This window comes from Catellatospora sp. NPDC049111 (assembly GCF_040648615.1).
In the GTDB taxonomy this organism is placed as follows: domain Bacteria; phylum Actinomycetota; class Actinomycetes; order Mycobacteriales; family Micromonosporaceae; genus Catellatospora; species Catellatospora aurea.
On the sequence record NZ_JBEZEB010000005.1, the window covers coordinates 59,559 to 79,842 of the forward strand.

At 71.4% G+C, this 20,284-nt stretch carries 15 protein-coding genes; 6 read left to right on the forward strand and 9 right to left on the reverse strand.

What is annotated here, in order from left to right:
* Positions 1-60: 60 nt before the first annotated feature.
* The gene (locus AB0B66_RS09230; protein ID WP_360525409.1) at positions 61-861 is read left to right on the forward strand and encodes a metallophosphoesterase; all 801 of its coding nucleotides are present in this window, start codon (positions 61-63) and stop codon (positions 859-861) included.
* A gap of 20 nt (positions 862-881) precedes the next feature.
* On the opposite strand, the gene AB0B66_RS09235 is transcribed toward AB0B66_RS09230, so the two are convergent.
* Positions 882-2,087, reverse strand: a complete 1,206-nt coding sequence (locus tag AB0B66_RS09235) for a hypothetical protein (protein ID WP_360525412.1) — start codon at positions 2,085-2,087, stop codon at positions 882-884.
* A 174-nt stretch (positions 2,088-2,261) separates the two neighbouring features.
* On the opposite strand from AB0B66_RS09235, the gene AB0B66_RS09240 reads away from it, so the two are divergent.
* The gene (locus tag AB0B66_RS09240; RefSeq protein ID WP_360525415.1) at positions 2,262-4,055 is read left to right on the forward strand and encodes a glycoside hydrolase family 15 protein; all 1,794 of its coding nucleotides are present in this window, start codon (positions 2,262-2,264) and stop codon (positions 4,053-4,055) included.
* A gap of 9 nt (positions 4,056-4,064) precedes the next feature.
* Here the strand turns inward: AB0B66_RS09240 and AB0B66_RS09245 are convergent, their stop codons facing one another.
* From AB0B66_RS09245 to AB0B66_RS09255, 3 genes are all read right to left on the reverse strand, one after another.
* Positions 4,065-5,324 (reverse strand): vanadium-dependent haloperoxidase, encoded by a 1,260-nt coding sequence (locus AB0B66_RS09245; protein WP_360525418.1) that lies wholly within the window; start codon positions 5,322-5,324, stop codon positions 4,065-4,067.
* Positions 5,325-5,528: 204 nt separating this feature from the next.
* Entirely contained in the window at positions 5,529-8,330 is a 2,802-nt protein-coding gene (locus tag AB0B66_RS09250) for a glycoside hydrolase family 9 protein (RefSeq protein WP_360525421.1), read from the reverse strand.
* Positions 8,331-8,505: 175 nt separating this feature from the next.
* Positions 8,506-10,398, reverse strand: coding sequence for a cellulase family glycosylhydrolase (locus tag AB0B66_RS09255; RefSeq protein ID WP_360526290.1), 1,893 nt, complete (start codon positions 10,396-10,398; stop codon positions 8,506-8,508).
* A gap of 388 nt (positions 10,399-10,786) precedes the next feature.
* On the opposite strand from AB0B66_RS09255, the gene AB0B66_RS09260 reads away from it, so the two are divergent.
* The 3 genes from AB0B66_RS09260 (at position 10,787) to AB0B66_RS09270 (ending at position 14,919) form a co-directional block, all read left to right on the forward strand.
* A complete protein-coding gene (locus tag AB0B66_RS09260; RefSeq protein ID WP_360525424.1) occupies positions 10,787-11,767 on the forward strand; it encodes an aminoglycoside phosphotransferase family protein in 981 nt (326 codons plus the stop codon).
* Positions 11,768-11,845: 78 nt separating this feature from the next.
* The gene (locus AB0B66_RS09265) at positions 11,846-13,504 is read left to right on the forward strand and encodes an FAD-dependent oxidoreductase (RefSeq protein ID WP_360525427.1); all 1,659 of its coding nucleotides are present in this window, start codon (positions 11,846-11,848) and stop codon (positions 13,502-13,504) included.
* Positions 13,501-14,919 (forward strand): ATP-binding protein, encoded by a 1,419-nt coding sequence (locus AB0B66_RS09270; RefSeq protein ID WP_360525430.1) that lies wholly within the window; start codon positions 13,501-13,503, stop codon positions 14,917-14,919. The genes AB0B66_RS09265 and AB0B66_RS09270 overlap by 4 nt, the downstream gene beginning before the upstream one ends.
* Positions 14,920-14,928: 9 nt before the next feature.
* Here the strand turns inward: AB0B66_RS09270 and AB0B66_RS09275 are convergent, their stop codons facing one another.
* Positions 14,929-15,807: a helix-turn-helix transcriptional regulator gene (locus AB0B66_RS09275; protein ID WP_360525433.1), complete on the reverse strand. Its 879-nt coding sequence runs from the start codon at positions 15,805-15,807 to the stop codon at positions 14,929-14,931.
* A gap of 82 nt (positions 15,808-15,889) precedes the next feature.
* Positions 15,890-16,123 (reverse strand): DUF397 domain-containing protein, encoded by a 234-nt coding sequence (locus tag AB0B66_RS09280; RefSeq protein ID WP_203698181.1) that lies wholly within the window; start codon positions 16,121-16,123, stop codon positions 15,890-15,892.
* Positions 16,124-16,492: 369 nt separating this feature from the next.
* Here AB0B66_RS09280 and AB0B66_RS09285 point away from each other — a divergent pair, with 369 nt between their 5' ends.
* Positions 16,493-16,756, forward strand: a complete 264-nt coding sequence (locus tag AB0B66_RS09285; RefSeq protein WP_360525437.1) for a hypothetical protein — start codon at positions 16,493-16,495, stop codon at positions 16,754-16,756.
* Positions 16,757-16,833: 77 nt separating this feature from the next.
* Here the strand turns inward: AB0B66_RS09285 and AB0B66_RS09290 are convergent, their stop codons facing one another.
* From AB0B66_RS09290 to AB0B66_RS09300, 3 genes are all read right to left on the reverse strand, one after another.
* Positions 16,834-17,676, reverse strand: a complete 843-nt coding sequence (locus AB0B66_RS09290) for an SAM-dependent methyltransferase (protein WP_360525440.1) — start codon at positions 17,674-17,676, stop codon at positions 16,834-16,836.
* 88 nt (positions 17,677-17,764) lie between these two features.
* A complete protein-coding gene (locus tag AB0B66_RS09295; RefSeq protein WP_360525443.1) occupies positions 17,765-19,129 on the reverse strand; it encodes a lysine N(6)-hydroxylase/L-ornithine N(5)-oxygenase family protein in 1,365 nt (454 codons plus the stop codon).
* A gap of 161 nt (positions 19,130-19,290) precedes the next feature.
* A complete protein-coding gene (locus AB0B66_RS09300) occupies positions 19,291-20,130 on the reverse strand; it encodes an NAD(P)-dependent oxidoreductase (protein ID WP_360525446.1) in 840 nt (279 codons plus the stop codon).
* Positions 20,131-20,284 lie beyond the last annotated feature (154 nt).

The following is a 20,284-nucleotide window of genomic DNA, read 5'->3' on the forward strand; positions in this document are numbered from 1 at the left end:
AATAGATGTAAGCGTTCCGGCAGGTGTGCCCCCGGTCCCTGCGCCCGCTACGGTCAGGCGATGCAGGTGACCGGAGACGAGCTGACGACCGTGACAGGTCTGGCCTACCGGCAGGCCCGGTCGGGCGGCGGCACCGAGTCGGTGCGGCTGCCCGTGCACCGGCTCGCCGTCACCCGGGTGCCCGACGGCTGCGATGCCGTTCTCGTCGCCGGTGACCTGCAGGGCGTCGCCCCGTCGCCGCTCCAAGGCGCATCCGTGCTGCTCGGGGTCGCGCTCGCCGAGCAACTGGCCGGCTGGGCCGAGCAAGGTCTCGTGCCGCCGCCGGACCGGCTCGCCGTGGTGCTCGCCGGTGACCTCTACTCCGCACCGACCGCCGACGTACGCGGCGCGAGCGGTGACGTCGCCGACGTCTGGCTCGCCTTCGCCGCCGCCGGATGCCGACTCGTCACCGGGGTCCTCGGCAACCACGACGTGCTCGCGCCGTCCGATCTGGCCGGTCTCGATCCGGCCCCGGTGCCGCTCGACGGCGACGCGGTCGTGCACGCGGGCGTGCGTTTCGCCGGGGTGAGCGGCATCATCGGCGACCCCGCCCGGCCGGGCCGACGCGCCGAACGCGACCAGCTCGCCCGCCTCGCCCGCGCCCTCGCCACAGCACCCGACCTGCTCGTACTGCACGAAGGCCCGGCCGGTGCGCGGCCGGACCAGCTCGGCAACGCCGTGCTCGGCGAGCGGGTGCGCCGGGCCGCGCCGCCGCTGACCGTCTGCGGCCACGTGCACTGGCCCGACCCGCTGTCCACACTGGGCGGCGGGCATGTGCTCAACGTGGACTCCCGCGTGGTCCTGCTGACACCGGTCCGCTGACAGGCGGCCCGGTGCCGCGGTCAGCGGACCGGGTCGGTGGTCCAGCCGCTCTGGTCGGCGGGCTCGGCTAGGCCCGCCAGGTTGCTGGTGCCGAGCACTTGGACCCGTCGGTAGAGGTTCACCAGCCCGTCGCCGCCGGCCAGCCGTGTGGTCTCCGCATCGCTCGTGGCCAGGGCGACGAACGGGCCGGGATTGTCGTACACGGCGAGCTCGGCTCCACCGGTCGGCATCTCCTGCTTGAACGCTCGGTGACCGTCAATGGTGGTATTGCCCTGGTCGCCGGTCCAGCCGTAGCCGGGGACGATCGCCTCGGCCCGCAGGGAAAGCGTCGACTGCGGGAACGGGTGCTCACCTCCGCAGTACGGCTCGGCAGTGAAGACCAGGACGCTGCTCCACCCCGTCTTCGAGCGCTCGGTCACCGAGGCCGCGGCCAGCGGCAGACCCTTCGGCACGCCGCCGAGCACCACCGGGAAGCGCAGCGACTCGACGCCGTAGCGCAGATCCCTGACGATCTCGGCCAGAGCGGGCAGGTTCGCGGCCGGATCGTCACCGGCCCGCTCGGCCAGGTCCTTGCCGACCGCCTCGGCCCACGCGCCGGGCGCGTACTCCCAGCGCAGCCGCCCGTCGACCAGTTTCGCGGGCTTGCCGTACAGAGACGGCGCCGGCGTGCCGGCCGGGGCGGGGGTCGTCCCGGGTCCGGTGCGGACCAGGTTCGTGCCGGGCAGGCACGCGCGGTGGGGCGCGGCACCGCGCGGGAAGAAGGTGACGGCCACCTGCGCGCCGATGCTGCGGTTGGGCAACCCGGCCTCGATCGTGTATCCACCCTGCTCCCCCGCCTGCACGATGGTGGTCCGGGGCACCATGCCCGCAGGCAGCCGACCGAAGCGGGCAATGCGCACCAGCGGGTCGAAGGAGACCGGCGCCTCGGTGGGCGGCGTGGCGGTGAACGCGATCGGGGCGACCGGCGGGTCGGCGGCGGCGATCTGCAGGTCGGCGGGTCCGGTGCCGGGTGACGGCGCGGCTGGGCCGGTGGCGGCCCCACCGAGCCGCACCGCGCCGACGGTCACCGCGGCCACGAGCAGTGCGGCGCCTCCCGCGATCACCCACCGGAGAGTACCGCGGCGCGGCGCGGGCACGGCGGGGGTGCTGACGCCGTCCTGATCGGGGAGCGCGGTCGGCCTGGCGTCGGGATCCGTCGAGGCGGGCTGCGCGGGCAGCTGGCTCATGGCATTCTCCGGAGTCGAGGAGGGGCGGCGAGGCTGTTTGAGCACTCGCTCAAGACAGAGGATAGGGCCTTTTGAGCATTCGCTCAAGTCATTGATGAACTGCCGAAACACGAGCGCGAACCCAGTCGGGATCGGAACCGTTTCGAGCGCCGCCACCGGGGTACCGTCGTTGCCATGCCCCTGCGCATCGAGGACTACGCGGTCATCGGCGACACCCAGACCGCGGCGCTCGTCGGCAACGACGGGTCGATCGACTGGCTCTGCCTGCCCCGCTTCGACTCCGGCGCGATCTTCGCGGCGCTGCTCGGCACCCCCGAGCACGGCCGCTGGCAGATCGCCCCGGCGACCCCGGTGCGCGCCGTCCGGCGGCGCTACCGCGGGGACACCCTCGTGCTGGAGACGGAGTTCGACACCGACGAGGGCACCGTGCGGCTGGTGGACTTCATGCCGCCGCGCGGCGAGGCCGCCGACGTCGTGCGCATCGTCGAAGGCGTGCACGGCCGCGTGCCGATGCGCATGGACCTGCGGCTGCGCTTCGACTACGGGCACGTCGTGCCCTGGGTGCGCCGCATGGACGCCGACACGGTGGCCGTCGCCGGGCCGGACGCGGTGTGGCTGCGCACCCCGGTCGCGCTGCATGGGGAGAACCTGGCCACGGTCGCCGACTTCAGCGTCGGCGCGGGCTTCCACGTCCCGTTCGTGCTGACCTGGCGCGAGTCGCACCTGCCGACGCCGCACCCGGTCGACCCGATCGTGGCCCTGGAGGGCACCGTCTCGTACTGGGAGGAGTGGATCGCGGGCTGCACCTACGACGGGCCGTGGCGCGAAGCCGTGATCCGCTCGCTGCTCACCCTGAAGGGCCTCACCTACGGCCCGACCGGCGGCATCGTCGCGGCGGCGACCACCTCGCTGCCCGAGGAGCTGGGCGGGGTGCGCAACTGGGACTACCGCTACTGCTGGCTGCGCGACGCCACCATCACCCTGCAGTCGCTGATGTACGCCGGGTTCGTCGACGAGGCGCGGGCCTGGCGCGCCTGGCTGCTGCGAGCGATCGCGGGCGACCCGTCCCAGCTGCAGATCATGTACGGCGTGGCGGGCGAGCGCCTGCTCACCGAGCGCATCGCGGACTGGCTGCCCGGCTACTGCGGCAGCCCGGTCCGCATCGGCAACGCCGCCTCCGAGCAGTTCCAGCTCGACGTGTACGGCGAGGTCATGGACGCGCTGCACCAGGCCCGCAAGGCGGGGCTGGAGTACGACCAGCACACCTGGGACCTGCAGCGCGCGCTGATGAGCTTCGTGTCGGAGAACTGGACCCGGCCCGACGACGGCATCTGGGAGGTCCGCGGCGGAGCGCGGCAGTTCACCCACTCCAAGCTGATGGCCTGGGTCGCCGCCGACCGCGCGGTCAAGGCCGCCGAGCAGTTCGGCCAGACCGGCCCGGTGGAGCACTGGCGCGACCTGTGCCGGCGGATCCGGGCCGACATCCTCGACCAGGGCTACGACCCGCGCCGCAAGACGTTCACCCAGTTCTACGGGTCCAGCGAGCTGGACGCGTCACTGCTGATGATGCCGCTGGTCGGCTTCCTGCCCGCGACCGACGAGCGGGTGCGCGGCACCGTCGCCGCGATCGAGCGGGAGCTGATGCGCGACGGCTTCGTGCAGCGCTACACCCAGCACCCCGGGTCGGCGGTGGACGGCCTGCCGCCGGGCGAGGGCGCGTTCCTGGCCTGCACGTTCTGGCTGGCCCAGAACTACGCCCTGATGGGGCGCGTGGACGAGGCCCGCGAGGTGTTCGAACGGCTGCTCGCCCTGCGCAACGACGTGGGCCTGCTGGCCGAGGAGTACGACACCGACGCACGCCGCCAGGTGGGCAACTTCCCGCAGGCATTCAGCCACGTGCCGCTGATCGACACCGCGCGCCACCTGGCCGCGGCGATGGGGCCGGCGGAGAACCGGCCCCGCGAGTGACGCCGCGGCTCAGGACACCGGCTGGAAGTAGTGCTTGGCCCCGTAGAAGGCGACCTTCTTACCGATGACCGCGCCGTGGTGGTCGGCGGTGCGGAAGTGGATGCCCGCCCACACCCGGGCGTCGATGATCTCCTTGCGGGCTTGGGAGAAGCGGGTGAAGCTGCGGGTGGTGCCGGTGACCGCGTTGAAGCCGGAGAAGGCGACCTGGTCGGTGCCGAAGAAGTCGGTCAGCGCGTAGGACCAGGCGGAGATGTTGCAGGAGTGCCCGGACGAGTGCTCGTACCAGGGCGGGGTGTCCAGCAGCGGAACCCAGGACGGGTCGGGCTCGGTGGCCGGATTGCCGTCGCCGGCGGCCTCGTGGATAGCGGTGACCGGCCGCCAGGACTTCCAGTGCGCCTTGTCGTTGTGGCAGGCGATCACAGCGTCCGCGGTGGACATTCCGACCTGCGCGAACAGGCGGGCGCTGTCGGCGGCGGACAGGTTGTGGCCGGTGGCCAGCGCGCGCAGCATCGCCTCCTGCGGCACCGCGGCCCACCAGCGGGCGGCGTCGGTCTGGTCCGCGGTGCGCGTGTTACTGGTCCGTGAACCGACCGACTTGACCTCGTTGAAGTCCTCGGCGTAATCCGCACTGGTCAATGCGTTGGGTCCGTCCGAGCGCAGTGCCGCGACGTCGGGGACCAGGAAAGGTTTCACGTTGCCCGCCCAGGGCGCCGGGTCTATCGCGAACGCGGGCGGCGTGGGCCGCCACTGGCCCGGCTCGGTGCCGATGACCACGTCGGCCGGGCCGCCGCGCCCGTCGCCGGTGCGGGCCGTGATCATCGCGGTCGCGGCCTGCTCGCCGTCGGTGATGCCGCCCAGCTTGGCGGGCCCGTCGGGCACGGCCGCGAGCGCGGCGTCGTACTTGATCTGCAACGCCGCCGACTGGGCCGGGAACAGGTGCTTCAGCAAACGGAACGCGGCGGTGGCCGCGGCGGCGTCCACCGAGTCGCCCGGCTGGGCTTCGACCTGCACCAGGTACGGCCGGTGGGTGCGGGTGATGCCGTTGACCGCGTCGTAGACGGCGCCGTGCACCATGGCGCGGTTGATCAGGGCGACGTGCGGCACGAAGGGGCCGGCGTTGCGGATCGTGTCCTCGGTGTGCTGGTTCCACACCACGACCGCGTTGACCGCGGACAGCACGGCGGCGGGCGCGCCGACGGGGGCGAGGGCCGCCGTCGCGGCGGCGAGGACAGTCAGGACAACGCCGGTACGGCGGGCTCGGAGCCGCATGAACACTCCCGAGGGCACGTGCCCGCCCCCGACGGGCCGGCAGCAACGTGTCCATTGTGCGAGGTTGTGACCGGAAAACGAACCTACCGCACCGGTGATTCACCGGAAAGATGCAGGTCAGCGGCCCGTACCGAGCGCGCCGCACGGACCGGCGAACGCAGGTGCCCGGGGCTCCCCTGGCGGGGGGAGCCCCGGGCGGACCGGTCACGCCGGCGGGGTGCCCCAGGAGAGCACGCCGCCGGTATACCCGGGGATGGTGGGCGCGTCCGCGAACGCCGTGTTGGCGCCCCGGCTGTAGTCGCCGACCTCGTTGAACGGACTCCAGTCGGCCTTGTGCAGGCGCAGCTGGATCTCCCCGGTAGACGCGCCCGCGGCGAGCGTGCCGCCGGTGAACGCGACCTCGACGTAGGTGTCCGCCCCGTTCACCGGGGTGGCCAGGCTCACCACGGTGGTACGCACGTTCGCGCAGCCGAGCTGGGCCCAGTCGCAGTACACGGTGACACCCGCCGACCCGTCACGGGTCAGGTAGTAGCGGGCGGTGACCGTGGTCAGCCCGAGCGAGGACGTTGCGCTGTTGACAACCTGGAGCCCGAACCGGATCGAGTTGTCGGTCGGCGAGCCGTCGTTGTTCTTGTACCGCACGGTCAGCCCGCCCCCAGCCGGTGGCGCGGACGTGGTCGCGATGATCGGACTCGACCACGCCGACGCGTCACCGGCGGCGTTGCGGGCCTGCACGGTGTACGTGTACGCCGTGCTCGGGCTCAGCCCGGTGTCGGTGTACGACGTGCCCGTCACCACGGCGACCTGCACGCTGCCGCGCCGCACCGCGTAGCTCACGGCCGTCTGCACCGCGTCCCAGGCGATGCTGACCGTGTCGCTGCCGGTCGCGGTGACCCGCAGGTTCGCCGGTGTCGCGGGCGGCACCACGTCGCCGCCCTGGGTCGTCCCGGTCACCGTCGACGATGCCGTCGAGACGTTGCCGCCCGCGTCGCGCGCCCGCACCGTGTACGTGTACGCCGTGGACGGGGTAAGGCCGGTGTCGGTATAGGAGGTGCCGGTCGGGGTGCCCACCTTGACCGTGCCGCGGTACACGTCGTAGCCGACGACCCCGACGTTGTCGGTGGACGCGTCCCAGGCCAGCGAGATCGAGGTCGCCGACGTGCCGGTGACCCGTGGGTTGCCCGGCACGGTCGGCGGCGTGACGTCCACCGGCGGCGTGCCGCCGGTCAGGTCGGCCGTGTTGCGGTCGAGGTGGGTGGCCACCCAGACCAGCGGGGCGTTCCAGTTGACCGTGTTCTCCTTGGAGCCCCACGCGTCGGGCGCGGTGTTCTTGCCCGCGTACGACTTGGCCGCCGGCCGGCCGGTGGGCGTGGCCGGGTCGTTGATCAGCTCGTTGTTCGGCCCGCCGGCCAGCCAGCCCTTCGGGTACGCGATCCCTGGATACTTCCCCCACGCCCAGCGGTCGTGCAGGTCGGTCTCGGCGTATTCGCCGTAGCCGGTGACGTACGACAGGCGCATCGCGTTGTTGCCCATCAGGTAGTCCATGGCCCGGTTCATCGCCTTGAGGTAGGTCAGGCTGCCGGAGTCGTCATAGGCCACCCCGAGCACCAGCATCCGGTTGGCGATGAACGAGTTCGAGCCCCACGGGTACGCCGACGCGCCGCCGATCAGCGACGGATAGCCCTCGCCCCGCAGCGTCGTGACGATCTGGTCCGCGAAGGAGCGCACGTTGCCGCGCATCGTGGCCAGGTCCGCGGCGGGTAGGTCGTTGGTCACGCTGACCAGCGACAGGGTGCCGGTCGCGGCGACCTCGGCCCAGTCGAACTGCCCCATCTCCCGGTAGTGCGGCGAGCCGGTCACCGCGGTGCGGTAGCCGGACACGGCCGAGTCGCCGCGCTTGAGCGCGGTCAGGTACAGCTCGGCGGCGGCCGCGTACCGGTCGTCGCTGTTCTTCGTGTCGCCGTAGTCGCCGCCGCCCTCGGCGTCGGAGGTCGTGTTGTAGTCCACGTTCGGCTGCGCCTCGGCCCTGGTCCAGGCGTCCCTGGCGATGCCCCACAGCGTCGCCGCCCGCGACGCGTCGTACGGCGCCAGCACCCGCGCGAGCTGCGCGTTGGTCCGCGCCACCGCGTACGTGGCGTTCGTCGACGGCCCCATCGCCGAGCGGGCCAGCCCGTTCTCGGCGTCGACCGAGGTCACCGGGAACGCGCTCCAGGCGTGGTTGTGCACCTTGTGCGAGGCCAGGCCGGTCGACGGCAGCAGGCCCGCCATCCAGCGCGAGCCGAACTCGACCTCGTCCAGGATGTCCGGCCGCCCGTTGGCCCGCTCCGGGATCGGCAGCGACCCGTCGCCGTACGCGGCCGGCTCCCGCTCCAGCAGGTTGAGCAGCGTCCACGCCGACACCGCGTGGTTGACCGCGTAGATGCCGAAGTCGCCGGCGTCGGCCCAGGAGTAGCGCACGTTCAGCCGCTGGCTGCCGCACCAGCTGTTGTAGCAGGGCACCGACTCGTCGCCGGGGTGCAGCGCGGCGTGGGCGTGCCCGCTGTTCTGCAGGAACTGGCCGTCGACGGCGGCACCCATGCGGTGGAAGTAGAAGTACTGCATCGCCTCGCGGCCCAGGGCCGGGTAGAGCGAGGACGCCGAGATCGTGAACGGCACGCTGGTGCCGACGCCGTCGACCCACAGCACGTAGTCGCCGGGCGTGCTCAGGGCGCTGAAGTCAGCCTGCTGCACGGTGTCGCCGGAGGCGCGGTCGCTGCCGTACACGGTGGTGGTGCCGGAGGCGACGGTCGCGCCGCCGGAAGCCTGGCGCACCTGCCAGGCACGCGCGCTGCCGGTGGCGACCACCGTGGCGATCTTGTCAGCGCCGGTGAGGTAGCCGATCTGGTTGACCCGGACGGGGCTGGTGTCGAAGTCGGCCGCCGCGGGCGCGGCGGGCAGCGGAAGCAGGACGGCGGCGGTCGCGGCGGCGAGCACCAGGCGCAGCCGCCGGGACAGGGGACGTTTCATCGGTGACTCCAGTGATCGGCTGGACGGTCGGCGCCCGCGGAACGCGCCGGGAGGACGCGCGCTCCGCGGGCGGGCGGCCCGGCCGGACCCCGGATCAGGGGCGGACCGGCCGAGCCGCGTCATATTGCGGGACCGGCCGGTAGCGGAGAGGGGTCCGCCGCCGGCCGGTCGATGATCACGGGACGGCCAGGGCGCAGCTGGTCACGGTGACCGTGCCGGTGCCGTTGGCCACGAACCCGAAGGACGTGCTCGCCGACGGGGCCAGCGTGCCGTTGTGCGGCGCGTTGGTGACGGTGCCGCCGGTCCGGTTGCCGTTCCACAGGTTGGCGATGGTCAGCGTGCTGGGGATGTTCAGCACGACGGACCAGGCGGCCGACGTCATGGTGCTGGTGTTCTTGACGGTCACCTCCGCCTGCATGCCGCCCTGCCAGGAGCCGGTCACCAGCAGGGTGGCCGTGCAGCCGCTGCCGCCACCGCCGCCCCCGGACGTGGTGCCGGTGACCGCGGCCGAGGCCGCCGAGACGTTGCCCGCGGCGTCCCTGGCCCGCACCGTGTACTGGTACGCGGTCGACGCGGCCAGCCCGGTGTCGGTGTAGGTGCGCCCGGAGACCGTGGCGACCTTGGTCCCGGCACGGTAGACCTCGTACGCCGTCACGCCGACGTTGTCGGTGGCCGCGCCCCAGGTCAGCGACACCGAGCTGCTGGTGACGCCGGTGACCGACGGGTTGCCGGGCGCGGACGGGGCGATGGTGTCGCCGCCGGTGCCTCCGCCGCCGTACACGTCGGCGAGGTTGTAGCCGGTGGTGCTGGTCGCGCCGCCGAGCCGGACCTGGTGGTCGAGGCTGACGAACTTGCCCTGGTGCTGCCACAGCGCCGGCTTGAGCAGGTTGTACTTGGTGGTGTCCCAGGTGGCCCAGTCGTCGAGCAGCAGGCCGCCGGTGTCGCCGGAGTTCGGGTTGAGCACCCAGAACGTCTGGTGCAGGCGGTACTGCACGATCAGGTCACGCAGGGCGGTCATCCACTTGTCCTGGCGGGCGTCCTGGCCGAGCCGGCCGCCCCACTCGCCGATCAGCAGCGGCGCGATGCCGTCCTCGTGGATGTAGAACCAGTTCGGCCGCCACACGTCGTTGGTCAGCGAGGTCTTGTCGAACGTGCCCTGGAACCACGGCTGCTCGTAGACCAGCGGGCCGTAGTCGTGCGGGGAGTACATCAGCTGGTCCTGGTTGGCCCCGAGGTTGATCGGGTAGTCGCGCACGCCGCGCAGGTTGCCGCCCCACCAGTTGTAGAAGTAGTTCGGCGACAGGTCCGGGTCGGTGTTCGGGGAACTCCAGGTCTCACCGGGACGCGGGTAGACCTCGATGCCCTCGCACAGGATCAGCACGTTGGGGTTGATCGCCAGGATGCGCTTGCCCGCGGTCTCGCAGGTGTACTTGAAGTTGTCCTGGTCGGTGCTGTTGTCCCACTTGGCCCGCGGCGGGGAGTTCGGGGTGCCGTGCGGCTCGTTCTTGATGTCCATCGCGACGATGGTGTCGTTGTTCTTGTACCGGTTGGTCACCCACTCCCACGCCTGGTAGAACTGCTCGACCGTGATCGAGCCCTTCCACCACACCGGGTGGATGTGACCGGAGTTGTCCGCCTCGGCGCTGTGCACGTCGAGCATGACCTTGATGCCGTACTGCTCGCACAGCTGCAGCCAGTAGTCCCAGATCTGCAGGTTGTTCTTGCCGGCCAGCTCGGGGTTGGCGTACGTGTTCACGTTGGGCGCGGCGACCGTCTGGCCGTTCTTCCACTCCAGCAGCAGCTGGGTGGAGATCGGCACGCGGACCAGGTTGATGCCGCGGTCGGCCATGCCCTTGGTGATGGTGGTGATGTTGCCCGACCACAGGCCGTGGAAGACCCGCTCGGAGGCGTTGAAGCCGAACCAGTTGACGCCGGTCAGCCACACCTCGTTGCCGGCCTCGTCGACGACCTTGTTGCCCTGGACGTGCAGCCAGTCCTTCTCCGGCACCGCGGCGGAGGCGGTGGACGGGGCGAGCACGGCCGCGCCGGCCGCCAGCATGGTGGCCATCGTGGCCAGCGCGAGGGGGATGCGCAGTCGTCTGCGTATCCCCGCCTTCGGAGTGAGTGCCATGAGAACCTTCCGGAAGCGGTGGTGCGGCGGTGATCGGTGGCCGCCGCAGGTCGGGAGCGCTCCCAGCCACGGCCGGACAGAACCCGCGCCCCCGGCGGGCACCGGGGGTGGCACAGGCGTCCCGCCGAGGCGGGCCACCCGGTTCCCGCCCCTGTCGCCGACCATCCGAGATGGACCAGGCATCGACGACAGTGAACGGGAGCGCTCCCATTTGTGTTGGAGCGTAAGGCTCCCGAAACCCGGACGCAACAGTTTGCGTCAATCCCTGTCGCCGCCGTCTCCGACGGCCTTGCTTCTGGAAGCGCTCTCCCACCATGATCGGCCCATGCGCAGCATCACCAAGCCCGTGCTGTCCGAAGCCGACATCGCCCGCCTGATCCGGCGGGCCCTGGGCGAGCATGCCCTCGTCGAGCAGCACGAGGAGTTCACCGACGGCTTCTTCAACGCCGCCCACGCCGTGCGCCTGGCCGACGGCCGCGAGGTGGTGCTGAAGGTCGCGCCGGACCGGGGCATCACGATGCTGACCTACGAGGTCGACCTGATGTTCACCGAGATCGAGTTCTTCGAGCGGGCCGCCGCGGCGGGCGTGCCGCTGCCGCGGATGTGGCACGCCGACGCCGAGAGCGGCGTCATGGTCATGGAACGGCTGCGCGGCGTCTCCTTCGAGCAGGCCAAGCAGACGATGTCCGCCGAGCACGTGCTGGCGGTGCGCCACGAGCTGGGCCGTATCGCCGCGGCCGGCACCGCCGTCACCGGCGAGCGCTTCGGCTACCCGCGCCGAGACGGGCGCACCCGCTCGGCGTCCTGGCGGGAGTCGTTCCTGCACTTCGTCGACGACATCCTGGCCGACGCGACGGCCACCGAGCGGCCGCTGCCCCGGCCCGCCGCAGAGATCCGCGAGCTGGTCGCCCGCCACGCCCCGCTGCTCGACGCGGTGACCGTGCCCGCGCTGGTGCACTTCGACCTGTGGGACGGCAACGTGTTCGTGCAGGCCGACGGCGACGGCTGGCGGGTCGAGGCCGTCATCGACGGCGAGCGGGCCTTCTACGGCGACCCGATCGCCGAACTGGTCTCGCTGGCGACGTGGATCCCCGAGGACCAGGCCGCGGCCGCGATCGACGGCTTCCTCGGCCGGGCGCTGACCGCCGACGAGCAGACCCGCCTCACCCTGTACCGGATCTACCTGTGGTTGATCCTGGTCGCCGAGACGGCCGTGCGCGGCTACCCGGAGAAGGAGAACGCCGAACTGCTCGCCACGGCCGGTGGACAGCTCGCCGCGGACCTCGACCGGCTCGCGGCGGCATGAAAGTTACAGGCGTGACCGGTGATGCGCTTGTGATCACGATGCCATGGAAAGGGCCCGCGAAGGTGTTTGATAGGTGACATGAGCACTCCGGCGATCCTGACCGTGGACGACGACCCGAACGTCTCCCGCGCGGTGGCGCGCGACCTGCGCCGGCATTACGGCGAGAACTACCGGGTGGTGCGGGCGAGTTCGGGCAGCGAGGCCCTCGACGCGCTGCGCGAGCTGAAACTGCGCGGGCAGCAGGTCGCCGTGCTGCTGGCCGACTACCGGATGCCGCAGATGAACGGCATCGAGTTCCTGGAATCGGCGATGGACCTCTACCCGCGGGCGCGGCGGGTGCTGCTGACCGCGTACGCCGACACCGACGCGGCGATCAACGCGATCAACCTGGTCGACCTGGACCACTACCTGCTCAAGCCGTGGAACCCGCCGGAGGAGCACCTCTACCCCGTCGTGGACGACCTGCTGCAGTCCTGGCTGGCGACCCCCGACGCGGCCACCGCCGAGCTGCGCGTGGTCGGCCACCGCTGGTCCGCGCACTCCTACAAGATCCGCGACTTCCTCGCCCGCAACCTGGTCCCGTTCCGCTGGTACGTCGCCGACGACCCCGAAGGCGCGCGCCTGCTGGCCGCGGCCGGGCTGACCGCCGACGACGTGCCGCTCGTGGTGACCGCCGAGGGCAAGACCCTGGTCCAGCCCAACGAGGCGGAGCTGGCCGGAAACATCGGCCTGACCACCACCCCGGCCGCCGACTTCTACGACGTGATCGTCGTCGGAGCAGGCCCTGCCGGACTCGGCTCGGCCGTGTACGCCGCCTCCGAGGGCCTGCGCACCGTGCTCGTCGAGCGCCGCGCCACCGGCGGGCAGGCCGGGCAGAGCAGCCGCATCGAGAACTACCTCGGCTTCCCCGACGGTGTCTCCGGCGCGCAGCTCACCGAGCGGGCCCGCCGCCAGGCGCTGAAGTTCGGCGCGGAGCTGCTCTCGGCGCGCGAGGTCACCTCGCTGGAGACCTGCGGCTCGGCCCGCGTCGTGCACTTCGCCGACGGCAGCCGCATCGCCGCGCACGCCGTGGTCCTGGCCACCGGCGTGTCATACCGGATGCTCGACGTGCCCGGCTGCGCCGACCTGACCGGCCGCGGCGTGTACTACGGCTCGGCCGCCACGGAAGCGCCCGGCTGCCAGGACCAGGACGTCTACATCGTCGGCGGGGCGAACTCGGCCGGCCAGGCCGCCGTCTACTTCTCCCGGTACGCCAGCCGCGTGCACATGCTGATCCGCGGTGAGGACCTGCGCCGCTCCATGTCGCGTTACCTGATCGACCAGATCGAGGCGATCGAGAACATCACCGTGCACCCGTACACCCAGGTCAAAGAAGGTGGTGGCGACGACCACCTGGAGCACCTCACCCTGGTCGACACGCGCACGAACGAAGAGACCCGGGTCGACGCGTCCTGGCTGTTCATCTTCATCGGCGCGGAGCCGGGCACCGGATGGCTGGACGGCGTGCTGGCCCGCGACGAGCACGGCTTCGTGCTGACCGGGCCCGACCTGCTCAGCGGCGGCAAGCGCCCGGCCGGGTGGCGCCTGGACCGCGACCCCTACCACCTGGAAGCCAGCGTGCCGGGCGTGTTCGCCGCCGGTGACGTGCGGTCCGACTCGGTCAAGCGCGTCGCCTCCGCCGTCGGCGAGGGCGCCATGGCCATCTCACTCGTACACCGATACCTGGAGGGGCAGTGACCATCGAACTCACCCCCGCGCTGCTGCGCGAGCTGTTCCTGTTCGAATCGCTCAGCGACGACCAGCTCGCCTGGCTGGCCGAGCACGGCCGCATCGAATGCATCCCCGCCGGTCCCGTCTTCGCCGAGGGCGACGAGGCCAGTTGTTTCTACGTGCTGCTGTCGGGCACCGTCGCGCTCAGCCGCCAGGTGCACGGCGACAGCATCGAGGTCAGCCGCACCGACCAGCGCGGCGTGTACGCCGGAGCCACCCAGGCCTACCTCGGCGACCGGGTCCCGCAGAAGTACGTGCACTCCCTGCTCGCGGTCAGCGACACCGAGTTCTTCGTGCTGCCCGCCGACGACTTCGGCACCGTCATGCGCGAGTGGTTCCCGATGGCGATGCACCTGCTCGAAGGCCTGTTCTTCGGCATGCGCAGCATGCAGACCCTGGTCGGCGAGCGCGAACGCCTGCTGGCCCTGGGCTCGCTGTCGGCCGGGCTCACCCACGAGCTGAACAACCCGGCCGCCGCGGCGGTCCGGGCCACCTCCGTGCTGCGCCAGCGCGTCGCCGGGATGCGGCACAAGCTGTCGCTGATCGCCGACGGGCGGCTCGACGGCACCCGGCTGCGCCAGCTCGTCGACCTGCAGGAGGAGGCCGTCAAGCGGATCGACGGCGCGGCCCAGCTCACCCCGGTGCAGACCTCCGACGCCGAGGACGCGCTGGCCGACTGGCTGGAGGAGCGCGACATCACCGGCGCGTGGGACATCGCCCCGACCCTGGTCGCGGGCGGCGTCGACGAGGAGTGGCTGGAGCAGGTGTCCGACACGGTCGGCGCGGAGAACTTCGAATCCGCGGTGCGCTGGCTGACCTACACCCTGGAGACCGAGCTGCTGATGGGCGAGATCGACGACTCGGTCACCCGCATCTCCGGCCTGGTCGCCGCCGCCAAGCAGTACTCGCAGCTGGACCGCGCGCCGTACCAGGAGGTCGACGTCAACGAGCTGGTCAAGGCGACGCTGGCCATGTTCGCCGGCAAGGTCACCAAGGACCTGACCGTGGTCAAGGAGCTGGACCGGACCCTGCCGAAGATCCCCGCGTACGCCGCCGAGCTGAACCAGGTGTGGACCAACCTGATCGACAACGCGCTCGGCGCGATGCACGGCTCCGGCACGCTGACCATCCGCACCGGCCGGGACAACAACTGCGTGTTCGTGGAGATCGGCGACACCGGCCCCGGCATCGACCCGGCGATCCGGCCGCGCATCTTCGAGCCGTTCTTCACCACCAAGCCGGTCGGCGAGGGCACCGGCCTGGGCCTGGACATCTCGTACCGGATCGTGGTCAACAAGCACCACGGCGACATCCGAGTCGAGTCCCAGCCCGGCGACACCCGCTTCCGGGTGGTGCTGCCGATCGAACCGCCCGCCGAGTAGCCGACCCGGCTAGTCGAGGTCGCGCAGGATGCCCTCCAGGATCGCGGGGGTGTCCTGCGGCGGCGAGGCGTCGACGCACAACTGCTCCATGACGGTGACGTACTGCTCGACGTCCTCACGTTTGTCGAGGTAGAGCGCGCTGGTCAGCTGCTGCAGGTAGACCACGTCGGGCAGGTCGTGGTCGGGAAAGCGCAGCAGCGAGAACGCGCCGCTGCTGAAGGCGTGGCCGCCCTTGGCGAACGTCATCACCTGCAGGGTGACCGTCGGCAGCTTCGCCGCCTTCAGCAGCGCCTCGATCTGCCCGCGCATCACCGAGCGCCCGCCCACCGGCCGGCGCAGCGCCGCCTCGTCGACCACGGCCCACAGACGCGGCGGGTTCTGCCGGTACAGGATCTGCTGGCGGGTCATCCGCAGCTCGACCCGGCGGCTCACCTCGGGCTCCGGCTTGCCGCCGTGGCCGAGCATGATGACGGCGCGCGCGTACTCGGCGGTCTGCAGCAGGCCGGGCACGAACTGCACCTCGTAGGTCCGGATGATCTGCGCGGCGGATTCCAGGCCCAGATAGGACTGGAACCACGCCGGGTAGACGTCGCCGTACTGGTGCCACCAGCCCGGCTCGTTGGCCTGCCGGGCCAGGGCGGCCATCGCCTGCCGCTCGGCCTCGTCGGTCACCCCGTAGTAGGTGAGCAGGTCGGCGACGTCACGCTCCTTGAAACCGACCCGGCCCAGCTCCATCCGGCTGATCTTCGATTCCGAGGCCCGGATCTGCCAGCCCGCGTCCTCCCGGCTGATGCCGCGGGACTCCCGCAACCGCCGCAGCTGCGCTCCGAGCAGCATGCGCAGCACGGTAGGACCGCCGCCCGACCCACTCTCCGGGTCTGCCGCCATACGTGCGCCCTCCGCCTGCCCGCCCGCGTGATCTCCTGCGCATACTGTCGCAAAGCGCGGGCGCACTGTCGAGAATCAACGGTCAAGAAAGTAGATCGTCGAAGTCGCCGTCGTAGACACCCAGCAGAAACGCGTTCATCTCCGCCCTCGTGTAGAGCAGCACCGGCCCCAGCGGGTCCCGCGAATGGCGTAGCGCGAAACCCGACCCCCCGGGCAGCCGGCCGATCTCGACACAGTTCCCGTCAGCCCCACTGCGCACGCTCTTGCGCCACGCGATCGCGGCGAGCTCCGGTGCCCCGCCGTGGATGTGCGTCATCGCGATCCTCCGCCCCCAGAGAGAGAACGCCGTTCACCCGTGCAGCAACACGATCGTCTGCACGTGCATCAGCGCTTGCTTTTGCACAGGATAGCCGTGCATCATGGGGTCGGCTAAGCGAACACAGTCAATGGAAGCGCTACCGTTTGCCACCCGAACGGCTGGCGCTACCCCCTCCACCTGGGCAGACGGCACGGACCCCCTCCCGGACCGGCAGGCTCAGCCTTCTCGGGATGCGGCTACCTCCCGGGCGCGTCGCGCTACGCGGTGTGACCGAAGGCGGCCTAGTCCACGGACGTGGGGAGTCGCCGGCACACGCGGCACGAGCCACGTCGGAATGTTCCGGCCCCACAGGAGGACACCCGATCCATGGCACCACCGAAGACGCACCCCGACGAGCGGACCGTGGCGGACGTCGTACCCACCGACGCGTACGCGCCCCACGACCGGGTCTGGGTGTACCGCGACGGCCAGTGGCGCGCCGGCATCGTCTACGACGCCAGCAGCCACGCCGCGACCGTCATCTGCTGCTCCTCGACCGCCCGCGGCACGGAGGTCGAGATCAGAACCGCACGCTACGTAGCCCGGCGCGACCTCATCGACCTGTCGATCGACGCGTTGAGCTACGTCTGACCCTCCTCAGGTCACCGCGGGGCGGGAGCCGACAACGGTGCGAGTTGTCCGCTCCCGCCCCGCGGCGGGTCTGCTGGTCAGCGTTTGCGGGCCATGCCCGCCCAGTAGAACGCGCCGTTCGGGTCTTCGGGCTCGGTCTCCGGGTGCCAGGCCATCACCGGCACGACACCCGGCTCGACCAGGTCCCAGCCCTCGAAGAAGCGCGCCACGTCCACCTTCGTCCGCGGGATGACCGTCATGCCGCCGCGCTCGGCCGAGGAGCGGATGACCCCCATGGCCTCCTCGTCGAACTCGCGGCCAGGGTGGGTGATGGTGAGGTAGCTGCCCGAGGGCAGCGCGTCCATCAGCTCGCGGGTGTGGCCCCACGGGTCCTCGTCGTCCTTGAGCAGCATGAGCACCGCGACCATCATCAGCGCCACCGGCTTGCTCAGGTCGAGCGTGCTCAGCAGCGCCGGGTCGGACAGGATCTCCTGCGGCTTGCGCAGGTCGGCGTGGATGTACTCGCTGCGGCCCTCTTCCGAGCTGACCAGCAGCGCCCGCGCGTGGGCCAGCACGATCGGGTCGTTGTCCACGTAGACCACGCGGGTCTCCGGGGCGATGGCCTGCGCGTCCTCGTGCAGGTTGGGCCGGGTCGGGATGCCAGTGCCGATGTCGAGGAACTGCCGGATGCCCGCGTCGGCGACCAGGTGCTTCACCGCGCGGCCGAGGAACTTCCGGTTCTCCTTGGCCATCGTCTTGATGGTGGGGATCGCCTGGATGAACGCGTCACCCATGGCCCGGTCCGCGGCAAAGTTGTCCTTGCCGCCCAGCCACCAGTCATACATCCGTGCCGAGTGCGGTGTGCTCGTGTCGACGCCCGGAGGCGCGACCTCCTCGCCACCCGCACCCGGACCGCCGCCCTGCGACACTGACGCCTCCATTGACCGTCGTGGTGATGCAGCGGAAGCATAGACCCGCACCGTCCGGTCAGGCCACACCCAGCGCCACGGAAGTGCTACGCACAGATCATCACAGTGCCCCGCCCAGGACGGCAGGTTGCGCCACGGCCGCTCGCGGGCGGGTGATCAGCGCCGGCACCTCTGCGGTGAGCGTCGCCGCCGGACCGTCGCGGTGGTCGAGAACGGACTGCAGGATCTCCCCCGCCCGCACCGCGGTCGCCGACAGCAGCGATGACGTGATGCCGTGCGAGTGCTCCGTGCCGCCCTGCAGGTAGACGCCGCAGGCCAGATCGGACCCGGCGGACAGCCGGTAGTCACGCCCGGCGACCAGCCGGCCGTCGCCGTCGCGGCGCAGGTGCCCGGCGAGGTCACCGAGCAGGCCCGACGGATCGGCCTGGCGGTAGCCGGTGGCGCACACCAGGATGTCCGCGTCCAGCGCCGTCAGCTCTCCCGTGAGCAGCGAGGACACCTCGACGTGGACCCGGTCGCCGTCGTCGCGCACGCCGGTCAGGCGGCTCGCGTTGAGGATGCGCAGCCGTTCCTGGCCGAGCACCTTCTCCTGGTAGACGCGCCGGTAGAGGTCGTTGATGAGGTCGAGATCGACGACCGAGTAGTTGGTGCTGCGGTGGTAGTCCAGCAGCAGCTGCTTGGTCTGCGGCGGCGCGGTGTAGAAGTCGTCGACCGCGCCCGGGTCGAAGATGCGGTTGGCGAACGGGCTGTCGTCGGCGGGGCTGTAGCCGTACCGGGAGAAAACCGCGCAGACCTCGGCCCCGGGGAAGCGCTCATGCAGGAACGCGGTCGCCTCGGCCGCGCTCTGGCCCGCGCCGACCACCACGAAGCGCTTCGCGCCGGACCACTGCCCGACCTGGTGCAGCAGGTCCTGGGTGTGCCAGACCCGCGCCGACGGGGTGACCCCGTCGGGCAGTTGCGGGGACAGGCCGGTCGCGAACACGACGTTGCGGGCGCGAAGCGCCGTCGCGGTACGCGGGCCCTGGGCCACCACCATCAGGTGGTCGGCGCGGCCGCGCTCGTACACCGGGTGCACGTCGACGACCTCGTGGCCGTAGCGCACCATGCCGCCGACCTGCGCCGCGGCCCATTCCAGGTAGTCGTGGAACTCCACCCGCAGCGGGTACAGGCTCTTGTGGTTGATGAAGTCGATGAGCCGTCCCCGGCTGTGCAGGTAGCACAGGAAGCTGAACCGGCTCGCCGGGTTGCGCAGGGTGACCAGGTCCTTCATGAACGAGACCTGCATCGTGGCGTCGTCGAGCAGCATGCCGCGGTGCCACCCGAAGGCCGCCTGCCGCTCCAGGAAGACCGCGCTGACCGGAGCGGGACTCTCCGCGGCGGCGATGGCCAGGGCCAGGTTGGACGGACCGAATCCCACGCCCACGATGTCATGGACGACGTCCCCGCCAAACGATTGTTCTGTCATTGCGGTTCCGTTCCTAAGCATCGCCGGCGAGCCTCCTCGCCAGCACTTAGGTTAGGCTAACCTACGCCATTCGGCTTGCCAATACGGGGCCGCTTTCAGCGCAGGTCGTGAATGGAATTCTCATCCATGGCGATGAATCAGGCAAGGCATACCTCATAGCCTCAGGCGTAGAGGTGCTCCGGGACCAGGCCCAGCAGGCGGCCGGACAGGGCCAGGTCGAAGGGCACGGCGCGGCCCGGGAACTCCACCCGCCGCGGCACCCCCGGGTGGAACCGGTCGAGCAGTTCCTCGGTCGGCAGCGCGGCCAGCGTGATCGGGGCGGCCACGAAGATCTCGTGCGCGCCGGACAGCGGGCGGGTCAGCGCGAGCCAGTTCGCCGTCGCCGCGTCGCGGTCCTCCAGGTAGGCCCACAGCGACCTGGCCCCCTGCACCGGGTCGGCGCGGTAGTGCGAGGCGAACGTGGGCAGGCGCTCGGTCAGGCCGCCGAGCAGCGGGAAGCGCAGCGTCACCACGGTCATGCCGTAGCGGCGGGCCATCATCTGCCCGATCTGCTCGTCGACCTGCTTGCTCAGCGCGTACGGGTCCGCCGCCAGCAGCGGGTGCGCCTCGTCGACGGGCAGGTACAGCGGCGCGATCGGATCCGGCGACCAGGCGAAACCGAGCGCGGACTGGCTGCCGGCCAGCACCGCCCGGGTCACCCCCGCCTGCGCGGCCTGCTCCAGCACGACGAACGTGCTGCGCGTGTTCCCGCAGAACACCTCCTCGGCCGTGCCGAGCGTCGGCGCGGGGATCGCGGCGCAGTGCACGACCGCGTCCACGCCCGACAGCGCCTCGCGGACCACCGCCACGTCGCCCGTGTCGCCCACCACGACCCGCGCGGCCGGCAGACCACCGGGATCGTGCAGGTCGAGCGCCGTGGCGGCGACCCCCTCCCGGGCGAGCAGGTCGAGCGTGGCCCGACCGAGCCGCCCCGCGGCCCCGGTCACCAACACGTGCTTCACCGACGCCACCGGCCGACCTCGCTGTGCATCTTCACCACACCGTTCTACCCGCCCCCCTCCCCCGCCTCACCCCCGGCTCCCGAAACGGATCTAGAAGAGTTGTGGGGGGGGGGGGGGGGCCACGCCGAGTAAGGGGGGGTGTGCGGCGGGGGGC